This window comes from Delftia sp. WSY_22 (genome assembly GCF_043104185.1).
GTDB lineage: Bacteria > Pseudomonadota > Gammaproteobacteria > Burkholderiales > Burkholderiaceae_C > Comamonas > Comamonas tsuruhatensis.
Map to the genome: position 1 here is coordinate 426601 of NZ_JBICKN010000006.1, position 14073 is coordinate 440673.

Annotated in this window: 12 protein-coding genes; all 12 read right to left on the reverse strand. The window is 69.7% G+C overall.

Annotation, left to right across the window (positions count from 1 at the left end; translation table 11 throughout):
* Nucleotides 1-17 precede the first annotated feature (17 nt).
* Nucleotides 18-2342 carry a penicillin-binding protein 1C gene (gene pbpC / locus ACF8NF_RS02565; RefSeq protein ID WP_070080912.1) on the reverse strand — a complete coding sequence of 775 codons (2325 nt, stop codon included), beginning with the start codon at nucleotides 2340-2342 and terminating at the stop codon, nucleotides 18-20.
* 33 nt (nucleotides 2343-2375) lie between these two features.
* The gene (locus tag ACF8NF_RS02570) at nucleotides 2376-2936 is read right to left on the reverse strand and encodes an HdeD family acid-resistance protein (RefSeq protein WP_012207099.1); all 561 of its coding nucleotides are present in this window, start codon (nucleotides 2934-2936) and stop codon (nucleotides 2376-2378) included.
* 94 nt (nucleotides 2937-3030) lie between these two features.
* Nucleotides 3031-3900 (reverse strand): endonuclease/exonuclease/phosphatase family protein, encoded by an 870-nt coding sequence (locus tag ACF8NF_RS02575; RefSeq protein WP_212644961.1) that lies wholly within the window; start codon nucleotides 3898-3900, stop codon nucleotides 3031-3033.
* Complete coding sequence (locus ACF8NF_RS02580) at nucleotides 3897-4286, reverse strand: glyoxalase/bleomycin resistance/dioxygenase family protein (protein WP_016447842.1); 390 nt, start codon at nucleotides 4284-4286, stop codon at nucleotides 3897-3899. Before ACF8NF_RS02580 ends, ACF8NF_RS02575 begins: the two co-directional genes overlap by 4 nt.
* A 48-nt stretch (nucleotides 4287-4334) precedes the next feature.
* Complete coding sequence (locus ACF8NF_RS02585) at nucleotides 4335-5183, reverse strand: carbohydrate ABC transporter permease (protein WP_209799583.1); 849 nt, start codon at nucleotides 5181-5183, stop codon at nucleotides 4335-4337.
* Complete coding sequence (locus ACF8NF_RS02590; protein WP_392450010.1) at nucleotides 5180-6076, reverse strand: carbohydrate ABC transporter permease; 897 nt, start codon at nucleotides 6074-6076, stop codon at nucleotides 5180-5182. The genes ACF8NF_RS02585 and ACF8NF_RS02590 overlap by 4 nt, the downstream gene beginning before the upstream one ends.
* Nucleotides 6077-6097: 21 nt before the next feature.
* The gene (locus ACF8NF_RS02595) at nucleotides 6098-7393 is read right to left on the reverse strand and encodes an ABC transporter substrate-binding protein (RefSeq protein ID WP_160855509.1); all 1296 of its coding nucleotides are present in this window, start codon (nucleotides 7391-7393) and stop codon (nucleotides 6098-6100) included.
* Between the two features lie 91 nt (nucleotides 7394-7484).
* Nucleotides 7485-8552 carry an ABC transporter ATP-binding protein gene (locus ACF8NF_RS02600; protein ID WP_047217398.1) on the reverse strand — a complete coding sequence of 356 codons (1068 nt, stop codon included), beginning with the start codon at nucleotides 8550-8552 and terminating at the stop codon, nucleotides 7485-7487.
* A 111-nt stretch (nucleotides 8553-8663) separates the two neighbouring features.
* Nucleotides 8664-10064 carry an amidase gene (locus tag ACF8NF_RS02605; RefSeq protein WP_034396725.1) on the reverse strand — a complete coding sequence of 467 codons (1401 nt, stop codon included), beginning with the start codon at nucleotides 10062-10064 and terminating at the stop codon, nucleotides 8664-8666.
* A gap of 131 nt (nucleotides 10065-10195) precedes the next feature.
* Nucleotides 10196-11140 carry a helix-turn-helix domain-containing protein gene (locus tag ACF8NF_RS02610; RefSeq protein WP_061287404.1) on the reverse strand — a complete coding sequence of 315 codons (945 nt, stop codon included), beginning with the start codon at nucleotides 11138-11140 and terminating at the stop codon, nucleotides 10196-10198.
* 95 nt (nucleotides 11141-11235) lie between these two features.
* Nucleotides 11236-13323, reverse strand: coding sequence for a BCCT family transporter (locus tag ACF8NF_RS02615; RefSeq protein ID WP_026062436.1), 2088 nt, complete (start codon nucleotides 13321-13323; stop codon nucleotides 11236-11238).
* Nucleotides 13324-13529: 206 nt separating this feature from the next.
* On the reverse strand, nucleotides 13530-14057 hold the full coding sequence (locus tag ACF8NF_RS02620) for a DUF2867 domain-containing protein (RefSeq protein ID WP_016445816.1): 528 nt from the start codon (nucleotides 14055-14057) through the stop codon (nucleotides 13530-13532).
* Nucleotides 14058-14073: the final 16 nt, after the last annotated feature.

The window sequence follows — 14073 nt, forward strand, 5'->3', positions numbered from 1 at the left end:
GGGCCGCACTGCGGCGTTCAGCGCCCGCCCGCGCGCGAAGCCACCACGCCGGCGCCGCGCACCTCCACCTGCACGCTGTCCAGCACCTGCCCCTTGGCATCGACCAGTTCCAGCCGGTGGCGGCCGGGCCAGGGCATCCAGGCGGCGGCAGCCCCCCGGCCGATCTCCTTGGGCGGCGGCTCGGCCGCGCCGGGCGCGGCAGCACTGACCATGCGCCAGCGCAGGCTGGCGTCCTGCCATTCCTGCGTGGCGGCCGTGCCTGCGGGGCGGGCCGACAGCTGCACGCGCTGGCGGTCCGGCGGAATGTCGGGGTCCAGCGCGAGGATGGTGCCGTTGGCCGGGCGCGCAATGCGCACGGGCGAGGCGGCCGAAGTCCCGCGTGTCGATGCGGATGCGGCAGGCAGGCCGCTGCCCGCCATGGCGAACAGGCTCTGCTGCGTGCCCGCCACGAACCATTCGCTGCGCGCGCTCTCCAGCGGCAGGCCCGACGCATCGGGGCCGAAACGCACGGCCTGCTGCAGCACGCCCGCCGGCGCCTTGGGCGCGCGGCTGGGTGTGCGGGCATGCAGGAAGCCCATCACGGCGGCCCAGACAGGTGCCGCGCCGCTGGTGCCGCTGACCGAGTGCATGGCCTCGCCGCGCGCATTGCCCACCCACACGCCCACGGTGTAGCGCTGCGACCAGCCCACGGCCCAGTTGTCGCGCATGTCCTTGCTGGTGCCGGTCTTGACGGCCGACCAGAAGCGCGTGGCCAGCACGCTGTCGGTGCCGAAGGTGGGCGCGCGCGCCATGGGATCGGACAGGATGTCGCCCACGATGAAGGCCGCGCGTGCGTCGATGGCCTGCACGGGCGCAGCCGGCTTTTGCGCTGCGGACCCCGCGCCCGTGGGCTGCGCCGCCCAGCGCACGGGCGTCAGCTGCCCGCCGTTGGCCAGGGCGCGGTAGGCGTTGGTGAGCTGCAGCAGCGGCACCTCGGCACTGCCCAGCGCCAGGCTGAAGCCGTGGTAGCCGCCGCTTTCGCGCAGCGGCAGGCCCAGGCGCTGCAGTTGCGAGAAGAAGGCATCGGGCGTGACCATGACCAGGGTGCGCACGGCCGGCACGTTGAGCGACGACGCCAGCGCCGTGCGCGCCGAGACCCAGCCCTTGAAGCGCCGGTCGTAGTTCTGAGGGATGTAGAGCCCGTTCTGCGTGGGAATGTGGGCCGATGAATCCTCGATCAGCGAGGCCGCCGTCAGCCGCCGCTCGGCAATCGCCTGGGCATAGAGAAAGGGCTTGAAGGTGGAGCCGGGCTGGCGCATGGCCGTGACGCCATCCACCTCGGCCGCCTGGCTCAATTCGCCCGACGAGCCCACCCAGGCCAGCACCTCGCCCGTGGCGTTGTCCAGCACGACGATGGCGCCGTCCTCCACGTTGCGGCCCTGCAGCTCACGCAGTTGCTGCTGCAGGCTTTGCACGGCAAAACGCTGCACGGGCGCGCTCAGCGTGGAGCGCACGCGGGCCTGGCCTTTGGACTGCGGCTCGGCCAGCAGGCGGCGCGCCAGGTGGGGGGCCTGGCCTTCGCTGGCCGCCCATTGCCGGCGCAGCAGCACGCTGGCGGTGAGCAGTTCCATGGCCGTGCAGTCGCGCGCCGCCGCATCCTCGGGCGCCAGCGACTGCAGCACGCCGCAGGCGCGCCGGCCCACGCGCTCGGGCGAGGCGTTGGGGGCACGCACCAGGGCGGCGGCAATGGCGGCCTCTCGCGCGTCCAGCCCGTGCGCGGCCTTGCCGAACAGGGTGCGCGACAGCGCATCGATGCCCACGATCTCGCCCCGGAAGGGCACCAGGTTCAGGTAGGCCTCCAGGATCTGGTCCTTGCGCCAGCGCCGGTCCAGCACCTGGGCAGAGACGGTCTGGCCCAGTTTCTGCACCACGCTGCGCCCGCCCGGGCCCTGGCGCCAGTCGCCGTCCAGCAGGCCCGCCAACTGCATGGTGATGGTGCTGGCGCCGCGCGTGCGCTGGTTCCAGAGGTTGCCCCAGGCGGCGGCGGACACGGCCGCCCAGTCCACGCCGCTGTGCTCGTAGAAGCGCTTGTCCTCGCTGAGCACCAGGGCCGTGCGCAGCGCGGGAGAGATGTCGGCCAGGGCCACCCAGTCGCCACGGCGCACGCTGGCGTCGGTGCGCTGGCGCTGCAGCACCTCGCCCTCGCGCGAGAGCAGTTCGGTCTCGGAGGAGCGGTGGCCTTCGCGGACTTCGGAAAAGCTGGGCAGCGCCTGGGCGGCACCGGCCGCCGCGAACAGCAGCGCGGCCGCCAGGGCCGCGCGGGGAAGACGCATGAAGGGGGAAGGTCGCCGGGATTCGATCATGGAGCCGGCATTGTCCGCCTTTGAGCCAGCGGCTCAGGAAGAATGGCGTATGCCCTTCTTGAGCTTGAAGGACAGCAGCACCATGAGCACGCCGAAGACCACCGCATACGTGGCCAGCACCCAGAGCATGGCCATCATGCCCGCGCCCGGCTGGGCCAGCACGAAGGCGCCGAACAGCACAGACAGCACGCCGCCCAGGATCAGCAGCCACTCGCCCGTGATCTCCTTGCGCAGCCGCACGGCCGCCACGATCTGCAGCAGGCCCGTGACCAGGGCCCAGGCGCCGATGTACAGCGTCATCACCAGGGCCGTGACGCCGGGCGCGACCACGGTGAGCACGCCCACCACCACGCCGGCCAGACCCCACAGCAGCAGCACCCACCAATGGCGCATCTGGTCGCGCCCCTGGATGGCCGAATACACGCCCAGCAGGCCATCGACGAAGGTGAAGGCGCCGAAGGTCAGCACCAGCGCCGCCAGCGATACCGCCGGCTGCGCCCAGGTCAGCACGCCGAAGGCGATGGCGACCAGGCCGCGCAGCAGCAGCACCCACCAGGTGCGGTGAAGAATCGTGGACAGCGGATTGGGGCTCATGGATGCTCCTTCAAAACAGTCCCCATGACCTTGGAGCAGGCCTGCGGCACTGTCTGTAGGCCAAGGCCGGCTTGGCGGCGGTCCGTGACCTGGATCAATCCAGCTGCAGCAGCACGGGCTGGTGGTCGGAGAGCCTTGTGTCGCTGTCCACGGCCCAGCCGCGCACATGGCCGCGCAGGCTGTCGCTGACCCAGGCGAAGTCGCAGGCGCCGGGCTCGGGGCCCCACTGGCGGTCGAACAACCGGAAGGTGGGCGGCTGGGGCTGGTCCGGGTGCAGCACGCTCCAGCTGTTGTGCCATTGGCCTGCGCTCAGGGCGCCCTGCTCGCCGGCCGCCCAGGGGGCGGACAGGCCGGCGTATTCATCCTCGTGCGGCTCGAAGTTGAAGTCGCCGCAGAGCACGGCATGCGGCGTGTGCGGCTTGGTCTGCTGGGGCGAGCCGTCGCTGGCTGGCTGGGGCGGCGCCTCGGCCTGGCCCAGGGCCTCGATCTGCAGGGAACGCAGCGCCAGCGCCTGGGCCATGCGCTGGCGGCGCGAGAAATATTCGAGGTGGGTGCTCATCACGCGCACGGGGCCCAGTGCGGCATCCATCACGGTCACTGCCGTGCAGCAGCGCGGCATGCTGCGCACGCCGCCATCGTGCGGATACGGCAGGCGGTGATGGGCCACCTGCAGAGCAGGCAGGCGCGTGGCCACCAGGTTGCCGAAGCGCTGCCGGCCCACGGCCGTGAATTCGTCCACGGCCGCGCCGAAGAAGACCTTCCAGCCTTCGGGCAGGGCCGCGCGCACCTGCTCCACCTGGTCGCCGGGCGCGCCCTGCAGGCCCGGATAGTGGACGGCGATTTCCTGCAGGCACAGCACGTCGATATCGGCCATGGACAGCGCATGCGCCACGATGCGCTCCGGGTCCATGCGGCCGTCCAGGCCCAGGCACCATTGGGTGTTCCAGGTGAGGATCTGCATCATGCGGACAGCGGCTCGCGCAGCTGGAACAGGTTGCCTTCGGGGTCCATGGCGTTGCAGACGCGAAAGCCCGGGCCCAGCCAGGACTGCTCCCACAGCTGGCCGCCATGGGCGATGACCAGGGGGCGCACGGCCGCAAAGCTTTTCACGGTGGCAAAGAACTTGATGGCCACGTTCTCGCGCGGCTGGGGTGGCTCGGTGATGGTGATGTGCCGCGCAATCGCCTCGGGAATGGCGTGCAGCACCAGTTGCAGGTCCGGCGACTGCAGCACCATGAGCTCGCTCGTGTGGTGCAGCATGCGCATGGCCAGCACCTCCATGTAGAACAGCGCCAGCCTGTCGGGCTGCTTGGCGTAGATGAACAGACCTGCGGATGCGGGACCGGACATGGTGGACCTCGGGGTGAAAGGCTGGGACAAGGAACTTTAGCACCGCCCTCACTTGATCCCCGCACGCATGAAGCTCTGCACGAACTGGCGCTGGAACAGCACGAAGGCCACCAGCAGCGGGCCCGAGCTCATCAGCGTGGCGGCCGTGATGGTGGCCCATTCCACGCCCGACTCCACGCTGGAGAACACCTGCAGCCCCACGGTGAGCGGGCGCGCCTGCACGCTGTTGGTGATGATCAGCGGCCACAGGAAGTTGTTCCAGTGAAAGCTCACCGACACCAGCGCAAACGCCAGGTACACGGGCCGCGCCAGCGGCACGTAGACGCGCCACAGGATCTGCAGGGTGCTGGCACCCTCCACCCGCGCGGCCTCGTCCAGTTCCCGGGGAATGCCCAGAAAGGTCTGGCGCAGCAAAAAGATCGCAAAGGCCGATGCGAAGTACGGCAGGCCTATGCCCAGCAGCGTATCGACGGCGCCCAGTCGCGACACGGTCTGGTAGTTCGCCACCAGCAGGATGTCCGGCATGATCATCAGCTGCACCAGCACCAGCGCAAAGGCCAGGCCCTGGCCGCGAAAGCGGTAGCGTGCAAAGGCATAGGCGGCCAGCGTGCCCAGCACCAGCTGGGCCGCCAGGATCATGGCCACCAGCACGGCCGTGTTCAGGAAATAGCGCGCAAAGGGCGCGGCCTGCCAGGCACGGCGAAAGTTCTCCAGCGTCCAGGGCGCGGCCAGGTCGAAGCGTGCCGAGTATTCGGGCGGATGAAAGGCCGTCCAGAACGCATAGGCCAGCGGCAGTATCCACAGCAGGGCCAGCAGCCAGGCGGCCAGCGTGTCCAGCCAGGTGGCGCCGTACAGCGCGGGCGGCGCATGGCGCGGGGCAACGGGTGCGGCGCTCATTGGTAGTGCACCTTCTTGTCGAGCACGAAGAACTGCAGCAGCGCCACGGCCGCAAGCACCACGACCAGCACCACGGTGATGGCCGCCGCATAGCCCGTGTCCCAGAACTTGAAGCCCACTTCGTACAGGTGATAGAGCAGCAGCGTGGAGGCGTTGTCCGGCCCGCCGCGCGTGAGGATGAAGAGATGGTCCACCAGGCGGAAGGCATTGATCACCGCATTGACCAGCACGAACAGCGTGGTCGGCATCAGCAGCGGCCACTGCACGCGGCGCAGGAAGTACCAGCGCGAGGCCCCCTCGATGGCCGCAGCTTCCCTGAGGCTGGGATTGAGCGTCTGCAGCGCGGCCAGGTAGAAGATCATGAAAAAGCCCGCCTCCTTCCACACCGCCACCACGGTCACGCAGGCCAGCGCCGTGGACGGGTCGCCCAGCCAGTTGTGCGCGGGAAGGCCCACTGCGCCTCGCAGTTGCTCCAGCAGCCCGTACTGCGGTGTGTAGAAGAACAGCCAGATGTTGGCCACGGCAATCATGGGCAACACCGTGGGCGTGAAGTACGCCATGCGCACGAAGGCGCGGCCGGCCAGCCTCTCGTTGACCCACAGCGCCATGGCCAGCGCCAGCGCCATGGACAGCGGAATCGTGGCCGCCGCAAACCACAGGTTGTTGCGCACGGCCTGCCAGAACACCGGGTCGTCCAACATCACGGCGTAGTTCTCCAGCCCCACCCACGGCCCCGGCTGGCCGCCGCGCGGCGTGGCACGCAGGCTGTCGATCAGCGTGGCCACGGCCGGCCAGTGCGTGAAGGCCACCAGCAGCACCAGCGCCGGCAGCAGCATCAGCCAGGCATGGACGGCCTGGCGGCCGCTCGCAAAAGAGGAGGAAGCGTGGCTCATGCGGTCAACGGCGCGAGGCCATCACTTGTAGCGGCGCAGGATGCGGTCGGCCTCCCTTTGCGCATCCTGCAGGGCCTGGGCCGAGGTCTTGCTGCCGTTGAGGGCGGCCTGCACGGCGTCGTTGAGCACCTTGGTCACGCGCTGGTTCTCATGCGTGGAGAACTCGGCCACCGACACGGGCAGCTGGTCGCGCGCCACAAGGGCCTGCGGGAAGTCCTGGCCGTACTTCTTGAGCGCGGGCGTGTCATAGGCGGCGGGCGAGACGGCCACGTAGCCGCTGTCCATGCTCCACTGCGCGGCCAGCGGGGGCTGGGTGACCCACTTCATGAACTGGAAGGCCGCCTCCTGCTGCTCCCTGGGCGCCTTCTTGAACAGGTAGAAGTTGCCGCCGCCCGTGGGCGAGCCCTTGCGCACGTTGCCTGCGATCTGGCCCACGCCGAAGTCGAATTTGGCATTGGCGCGGATATTGGTCAGGTTGCCCGTGGTGGTGACGATGATGGCGGCCTTCCTTTCCATGAAGTCCTTGGGCGTCGTGCCCCACTCCACCACGCCGGCAGGGTGCACGCCTTCCTTGACCAGGCCCACCCAGAAGTCCAGCGCCTCCACTACCTTGGGGCTGTCCAGCGTGACCTGGGTGCCGGCCTCGTTGGCCAGCAGCACGTCGTTGGGCGTGGTCAGCGTCTGCAGCATCCAGTAGGCAAAGCCGGTGGACGGGATCTGTATGCCGTACTGCACGACCTTGCCGCTGGCGTCCTTCTTCGTCAGCCTGTGGGCGGCTTCCTTGAGTTCCTTCCAGTTCTGCGGCGCCTTGTTCGGGTCCAGGCCGGCTTCCTTGAAGGCTTCCTTGTTGTAGTACATGACCACGGTGGAACGCTGGAAGGGCACGCCCCAGGTCTTACCGCCCGCCTGGCTGTTGGCCATGAAGGCCGGGTAGAAGCCCTTGAGCCAGGCCCGGTCGGCATCGGTCTTCACGAAGTCGTCGATGGGGGCGATGGCGTCCTCGTCGATCAGCGTGAACATGTCGGTGGACAGCAGCACCGAGGTGGCCGGCGGCTTGCCCGACTTGTGGGCCGTCAGCGCCTTGACGATGGTCTCCTGGTAGGTGCCCGCATAGACGGGCGTGATCCGGTACTGCGGATGGGCCTTGTTGAACTCGGCCGCATAGCCGTCGATCACCTTGGTGATGGGGCCGCCCACGGCCACGGGAAAGTAGAACGGCACCTCCAGCGGCGTTTGCGCGCTGGCGGTGTGCAGCAGGCCCGTGGCGGCCAGGGCGGCAGCGGCTGCGAGGGTTTTGAGGAAGGCATGGCGTTGCATGGCGGACTCTCCTGGAAGGTGCTTCGGGTGCGAAAGCCGGAACGGCTGAAACGGTGGAACTGCGGAGGAAGATAGGAGCGGTGCCACGGCCTCAGGCCGTGCAGCGCCGCCCCTGTTCGTCAAAGAAATGCGTGGCCTCGCGCGCCCAGCGCAGGCCCACGAGCTGGCCCGGCTGCAGGCCGCCGAGCTGGCTGCCAGCGGTGCGCACCATCAGTTGTTCGCTGCCCACGCGGCAGCGCAGCACCAGGTCGGCGCCCAGGTATTCGAGGCTCTCGATGTCGGCAGCCACCACGGGGCCGCTGCCGACATCGCCATGGAGCGACAGGCGCATGTCCTCGGGCCTGACGCCCAGCCAGCGCGCCTGGCCCGGCTGCTGCAGGCCGGCGGGCGCGGCGCTGGCATGGCTGCCCGCGATGTGCAGGCCGTCGAGGCGCGCGATGTTCATGGCCGGCGTGCCGATGAAGCGCGCGGCAAAGGTGGTGGCGGGCCGGCGGTAGATCTCCTGGGGCGCGGCGCATTGCTCCACGCGCCCCTGGCTGAGCAGCACCACCTGGTCGGCCATGCCCATGGCCTCGGCCTGGTCGTGCGTGACATAGACCACGGTCAGGCCCAGGCGCCGCTGCAGCTCGCGCAGCTCGGTGCGCATTTCCTGGCGCAGCTGGGCGTCGAGGTTGGACAGGGGCTCATCCATCAGGCAGACCCGGGCGCGGGCCACCAGGGCGCGGCCCAGCGCCACGCGCTGCTGCTGGCCGCCCGACAGCTGGCCGGGCCGGCGCGCCAGCAGCGCGTCCAGGCCCAGCAGCGCGGCGGCCTCGTCGATGCGCCGGCGCGCCTCGGCCGCCGGGACCTTGCGCACGGACAGGCCGAAGCCGATGTTCTGCGCCACCGTCAGGTGCGGGAACAGCGCGTAGTTCTGGAACACCATGGCAATGCCGCGCCGAGCGGGCGGCAGTTGGGTGACATCCTGCCCATCGATGCGCACGCGGCCCGAGGTGGCGCTTTCCAGGCCCGCGATGATGCGCAGCGTAGTGGACTTGCCGCAGCCCGAGGGACCGAGCAGCACGCAAAAGGATCCGGGTTCAATGCGCAGATCCAGCGCCTGCAGTGCCGTGGTGCCGCCCCAGGACTTGGCGACACCTTCCATCTCGATCAAGGACATCACGCCAGTCTAGGAAGGCTGTGTGACAGGCCCGTGTCGCGCCACCGGACTGGCGCCCCGCGCAGCTCAGGCAGCTCAGGCAGCTCAGGCAGCTCAGGCAGCTCAGGCAGCTCAGGCAGCAGGGTGCCGTCTGTGCCAGTCCGTGGCCTGCTGGAACGCCCAGCCCGCGCGCACCAGCAGGTCTTCGCGGAAGTCGGGGGCCACGAACTGGAAGGCCACGGGCGCGCCCTCGGGAGTGCGTCCGCCGGGCAGCGTGATCGTGGGGCTGCCCGTCAGGTCGAACGGGCAGGTGTAGCGCAGCATGCCCGAGAACAGCTCGGCATCGGAGCCGAAATGCGCCATGCGCTGCAGCGTGGGGGCCGCAAAGGCCGTGGCGGGGACCAGCAGCAGGTCCACCTGCGCGAAGAGTGCGCGTACCCGGCCCGTGAAGTCCGCGCGGCGCAGCAGCAGCCGCTGGTAGTCGGTGGCGGACAGGCCCAGCCCCAGGTCGATCAGCCCGGCGAGCCCGGGGCCATAGGCCTCGCGCCGTGCAGGGAACGTGGCGCCGTGCGCCACGGCGGTCTCCACCGCGCACAGCGCCGGCCAGTCCTCCACCGCCTGGGTGGCATCGGGAAAGCGGACCTCCTGCACGCTGGCACCCAGGCGCTGCGCCACCGCCAGGGCCTGCTCCACCGCCTGGCGGGAGGGGGCATCCACGCCGTCCAGTGCCCATTGCCGGTCCATGCCCAGGCGCAGGCCGGAGAATCCGCGCGTCATCATGGCCAGATAGTCGGGCACGCTGCACTGGCTGGCCGTAGGGTCCAGCGGGTCCGCCCCGGCGATGGCCGCGAGCATGGCTGCGGCATCGGCGGCACTGCGCGCCATCGGGCCTATGTGGTCCAGGGACGCGGCCAGTTCGAAGGCGCCGTGGCGGCTCACCCTGCCCCAGGTGGGCTTGAGCCCCGTGATGCCGTTGGCGGCCGATGGAAAGCGGATGGAGCCCCCGGTGTCCGTGCCCAGCGATCCGAAGCACAGCCCCGCCGCCGTGGCCACGCCCGAGCCGCTGGACGAGGCCCCGGGCCATAGCTGGGCGCCCCAGGGGTTGACGGGGGCAGTGATCTCGGGATGGTGGTCGGCGAAGGCGCCTTCGGTCTGCTGCAGCTTGCCCAGGATGACGGCGCCGGCCTCGCGCAGCCTGCGCACCACGGTGGCATCTTCCGTGGGGCGATGGTCGCGGTGCAGCGTCATTCCATGCGTGGTGGGGACGCCCCGGGTCCACAGCAGGTCCTTGAGCGCCAGCGGCACGCCGTGCAGCGCACCGCGGCGGCGGCCCTGCGCGATCTCGGCGTCGGCGCGGCGGGCGTCCTCCAGCGCCTGCTGCGCCATCACCGTCACGTAGCTGTGCAGCCGCGCGTCCACGGCCTCGATGCGCGCCAGCATGTGGCGGGTCACCTCTTCCGACGAAATGCGGCGGGACTGGATCTCGCGCCCCACCTCCAGCAGTTCGAGATGGTGCAGTTCGCTGTCGTTCATGGCATGTCTCCCGGCGCCCGGCTCCGGGGCGCCACCGTTGTTGCACTGGAAAAGCCGCACGGGACGCGCGGCAGCCCCATGCTAGGGAGCCGGCGGCACCCACGCTTGTTCGGGAGGGTCAGCGACCTTGCTCAGGCGGCCAGCAGGCTGCGGGGCGTGCAGCCGAACGCCTTGCGAAAGGCTCGGCTGAAGTGCGCCGCATCGGAGAACCCATGCGCGAAGGCCGCCTCGGTCACGCTGGAGCAGCGCCCCTGCATCAGGGCCTGGCGGCTGGCCTGCAACCGCAGCTGCCATACCAGGCCCATGGGCGTCTGGTTGTGCCGCGCAAAGGCCCGCGTCACGGTACGGGGCGAGACGTTGTGCTGCTGCGCCAGCCATTGCAGCGACAGCTCGGGCGAGCCCAGGTTGTCCTGGATGAACGCCTGGATGCGGCCATGCAGGTCCCTTTCCGCGCGGGGCTGCACGGCCATTTCCTGCATCTCCAGCGCCAGGGCCAGCACGTCGAGCAGCGCCATGCCAAAGCGCTGCGCCAAGGCATCACCGTGCGGCGCAGGCGGCATGGCCATGGCCTCGCCGAGCATGGCCCGCAGCGGCGCCACGGCCGGGGCATGGCCATGCAGCGCCCGTCCCGCGTGCAAGGGTGCACGGGCAAATCGATTCAACAATTCGCTGCGCGGAATGCGCATCAGCAGGATATCGCGGGGCGCCACCGAGAATTCGAAAGGCTGCGCAGCGTCATAAAGCACCAGATTGCCCCCACTCAGCCGGGCCACTTGCCCGCCCTGGCGCACCTCGGCCTGGCCCTGGAGCAGATAGCCCAGCCACAGCTCGTCGCGGGCATGCAGGCGCAGGTGGGCTGCGTTGCGCACCCAGCGGTGGCTGGGCGCCGACATGGCACTGATCTCCAGCAGTCCCAGGGACCGCACGGACAGCGTGGCCCCGAAGCCGCCGGGACCGGCACCATCCCCCTGCGCGCGGTGGCTGTCGGCCGGGATGCAGTGGCGGCAGACCACCTCGTGCCAGTAGTCGAAACGATGGCGTGGCTCCTGCGAATGGGTGGAGTATTCGAGCTGCATGGCAGCGCCCAGTATCCGCAGGCGGCCGCCGGCTGGCACCCCGGTGTTTACCCAAAGGCCCGGGGTGCCGCGACGGCGGCGCTGCCAGGCACGGCTCAGCTGTGGCCCGGCGCCCGGTTCAGCAGATGCGTGCGCTGGTCGGCGCTCAGCGACAGGTAGCGCTCGTAGTGGCGCAGGATGTCGGCGATGACTTCCTCGCTGCGCAGGTACTGGATGTCGTGGCCCAGGCGTCCGTCCTCGAAGAACGTGATGGGCTCGTAGACATGGCGGCGCTCCTGCTCGTTGGCCGCCTCGCTCACCAGGAAGGTGGGCACCGTGCGGCGCGTGGCGCGCACGCCGTAGACGAAGTCGCGCAGCGAGGGATCGGGCACGGTCAGGCGCACGGCGCCCTCGCCGTCCAGGTCCTCGGTGACCACCGCCTCGACGCCGCGCTTGTGCATTTCGGCTGCCACCTCGTTCATGGCGGGCAGCACCACGCCGGCCAGGAACCTGCGCACATCGGCGCGCGAGGGCTGGTGCACGATCTGCTCCAGGCGCTTGCGCCAGTGCTGGCCGCTCCAGAAGCTGGTGGCCGGAGCCAGGTCGGGCGAGAAGTGCGCGCGGTCGGCCAGCAGGCCGCGCCACAGCCCGTAGCACAGCGCCAGCATGATGACGGCCACCGGCAGGGCCGCCACCAGGGTCATGGCCTGCAGCGCCTTGAGGCCGCCGGCCAGCATCAGCACCATGGCCGTCGCACCCAGCACGGCAGCCCAGAACAGCCGCTGCCAGACCGGCGAACGCGCATGGCCGCGCGAGGCGATGTTGTCCACCACGAAGGCCCCGGAGTCCGCCGAGGTGACGAAGAACACCGCGATGAGCACGATGGTGAGCCAGGCCACGGGCTTGAACCAGGGCAGGTACTCGAAGAAGCGGAACAGCAGCGCATCCACGTTCGAGGCCGTCTGCCCCAACGCGCCCATGGCCACGTGGGTGTCTATCCAGATGGCGCTGTTGCCGAAGGCCGTCATCCACAGCAGGTTGAAGGCCGTGGGCACCAGCAGCACGCCGGTCACGAACTGGCGGATGGTGCGCCCGCGGGAGATGCGTGCGATGAACATGCCCACGAAGGGCGACCAGGAGATCCACCAGGCCCAGTAGAGGATGGTCCAGCCGCCGAACCAGCCTTCCTGGCTGGGCGGCTCGTAGGCAAAGGTGCGGAACGACAGCTGCACCAGGCCAGACACGTAGTTGCCGATGTTCTCGCTCAGCGCCTCGAACAGGAAGACCGTGGGCCCGGCGACGATGACGAAGGCCAGCAGGATGAAGGCCAGCATGAGGTTGAACTCGCTCAGGCGCCGCACCCCTTTGTCCAGGCCCGAGACGGCCGACAGCCCGGCCAGGCAGACCACGATGACGATGACCGCGATGCGGAAAGCCGCCGCAGAGGTGTCCCAGCCCGTGAGGGTGTGCAGGCCGGCGGCCAGCTGCAGCGCGCCGTAGCCCAGCGTGGTGGCGATACCCGCGATGGTGCCCACCAGCGCGAAGGCATCTACGCTGTGGCCGATGGGGCCGTTGATGCGCTTGCCCAGCAGCGGGTACAGGCCCGAGCGCATGGTCAGCGGCAGGTTGTAGCGAAAGCCGAAGTAGGCCAGCACCAGGCCCATGGTCCCGTAGACGGCCCAGGCATGGAAGCCCCAGTGGAAGAAGGTGGACTGCAGCGCCTCGCGTGCGGCGGCCGGCGTGGAAGGCACGGCCGTGGGCGGCTTGAGGAAGTGCTGCAGCGGCTCGCCCACGCCGAAGTACATCAGGCCGATGCCCATGCCGGCGGCGAACAGCATGGCGGTCCAGGAGATGAAGCTGAACTCGGGCTCCGCATCATCGGGACCCAGGCGGATGTCGCCGAAGCGGCTGGACGCGACGAAGATCAGAAAGACCAGGAACAGCGTGACCGAGACGGCATAGAACCAGTCCATGTGCCCCACCACCCAGGCCTGGGCGCTGGAGAACAGCCGGTCGGCGCTGTCGGGCATGAAGCCGCAGTACAGCAGCAGCAGGCCCAGCACCAGCAGGGAAGGAATGACGACGGGGCCCGAGAACGTGATGCGCGGTGCAGGCTCTGCAGGCGATGGCGTGGCCGCCTGCGGCGCATCCGGTGGCGGAGCTGCCGGTGGCGCCGTGCGGGGATCGGTGTTCATGTCTGGCATAGACCCTCTCTCTCTTGTGATCAATGGTGTGCCCGGGAACCGATTCGCAATGGTGGCGGCCTTGCCCTTGTGGGGCGGGCCGCGTTCCCTGCTCGGGGTATGTCCGCCGGGCAAAGGCCGCAAGTATCGTGACTCTTCGCGTCTGCCCGCGTCGGACGCAGGCCCTGAAGGCTTCCGTTTTGCTGACGTGATGCCTTCAGGCCAGGTCAGCCGGCCAGCCTGGCCACCACGGCCGGGGCGATGACGCGGTGGGCCGGCGCCACGCCCAGCATGTAGATACGGCCCAGGGCATTGTGCACATGGACCACGGTGGACATGGCGGCGGTGAAGGTGGCGGACGGCGCGCCCTCGGGGCCGGGCAGCCGCATGAGGGAGACCTGCACGTCCAGGTGCCGGTCGCTGTCGCCCAGCACCACCTCGCCATCGCTCAGCGCATGGATGCGAAAGATGCCGGCGCGGTCGCCCACGCGGTAGCTCGATGGCTGGCGCTGCGCATCGACGCCGCTGAGCGTGCCCAGGTCCTTGATGCCGAAGGGCGCCACCACGCGGTTGCGCAGGCGCATCAGAAAGTCGATCCAGCCCGGCGTGCGGCCCACGCAGCGCAGGTACAGCGCCATGGGGCTGCTGCCGTCGTCCGGCAATTGCAGCTGGTAGCTGTCGTGGAAATAGGCGGTCTTGAGGCGGTCCTGCAGGGCGCTGCCCGCGGGAACCGGGGAGAGGATGACTTGTGCCATGGAGCGGAGGGTGATG

Coding starts and splice junctions, on each gene's coding strand:
- ACF8NF_RS02610 (WP_061287404.1), bottom strand. CDS start 11,140: ATGCAGCTCGAATACTCCACCCATTCGCAGGAGCCACGCCATCGTTTC.
- ACF8NF_RS02605 (WP_034396725.1), bottom strand. CDS start 10,064: ATGAACGACAGCGAACTGCACCATCTCGAACTGCTGGAGGTGGGGCGC.
- ACF8NF_RS02620 (WP_016445816.1), bottom strand. CDS start 14,057: ATGGCACAAGTCATCCTCTCCCCGGTTCCCGCGGGCAGCGCCCTGCAG.
- ACF8NF_RS02590 (WP_392450010.1), bottom strand. CDS start 6,076: ATGAGCCACGCTTCCTCCTCTTTTGCGAGCGGCCGCCAGGCCGTCCAT.
- ACF8NF_RS02595 (WP_160855509.1), bottom strand. CDS start 7,393: ATGCAACGCCATGCCTTCCTCAAAACCCTCGCAGCCGCTGCCGCCCTG.
- ACF8NF_RS02580 (WP_016447842.1), bottom strand. CDS start 4,286: ATGTCCGGTCCCGCATCCGCAGGTCTGTTCATCTACGCCAAGCAGCCC.
- ACF8NF_RS02600 (WP_047217398.1), bottom strand. CDS start 8,552: ATGTCCTTGATCGAGATGGAAGGTGTCGCCAAGTCCTGGGGCGGCACC.
- ACF8NF_RS02570 (WP_012207099.1), bottom strand. CDS start 2,936: ATGAGCCCCAATCCGCTGTCCACGATTCTTCACCGCACCTGGTGGGTG.
- ACF8NF_RS02615 (WP_026062436.1), bottom strand. CDS start 13,323: ATGCCAGACATGAACACCGATCCCCGCACGGCGCCACCGGCAGCTCCG.
- ACF8NF_RS02585 (WP_209799583.1), bottom strand. CDS start 5,183: ATGAGCGCCGCACCCGTTGCCCCGCGCCATGCGCCGCCCGCGCTGTAC.
- pbpC (WP_070080912.1), bottom strand. CDS start 2,342: ATGATCGAATCCCGGCGACCTTCCCCCTTCATGCGTCTTCCCCGCGCG.
- ACF8NF_RS02575 (WP_212644961.1), bottom strand. CDS start 3,900: ATGATGCAGATCCTCACCTGGAACACCCAATGGTGCCTGGGCCTGGAC.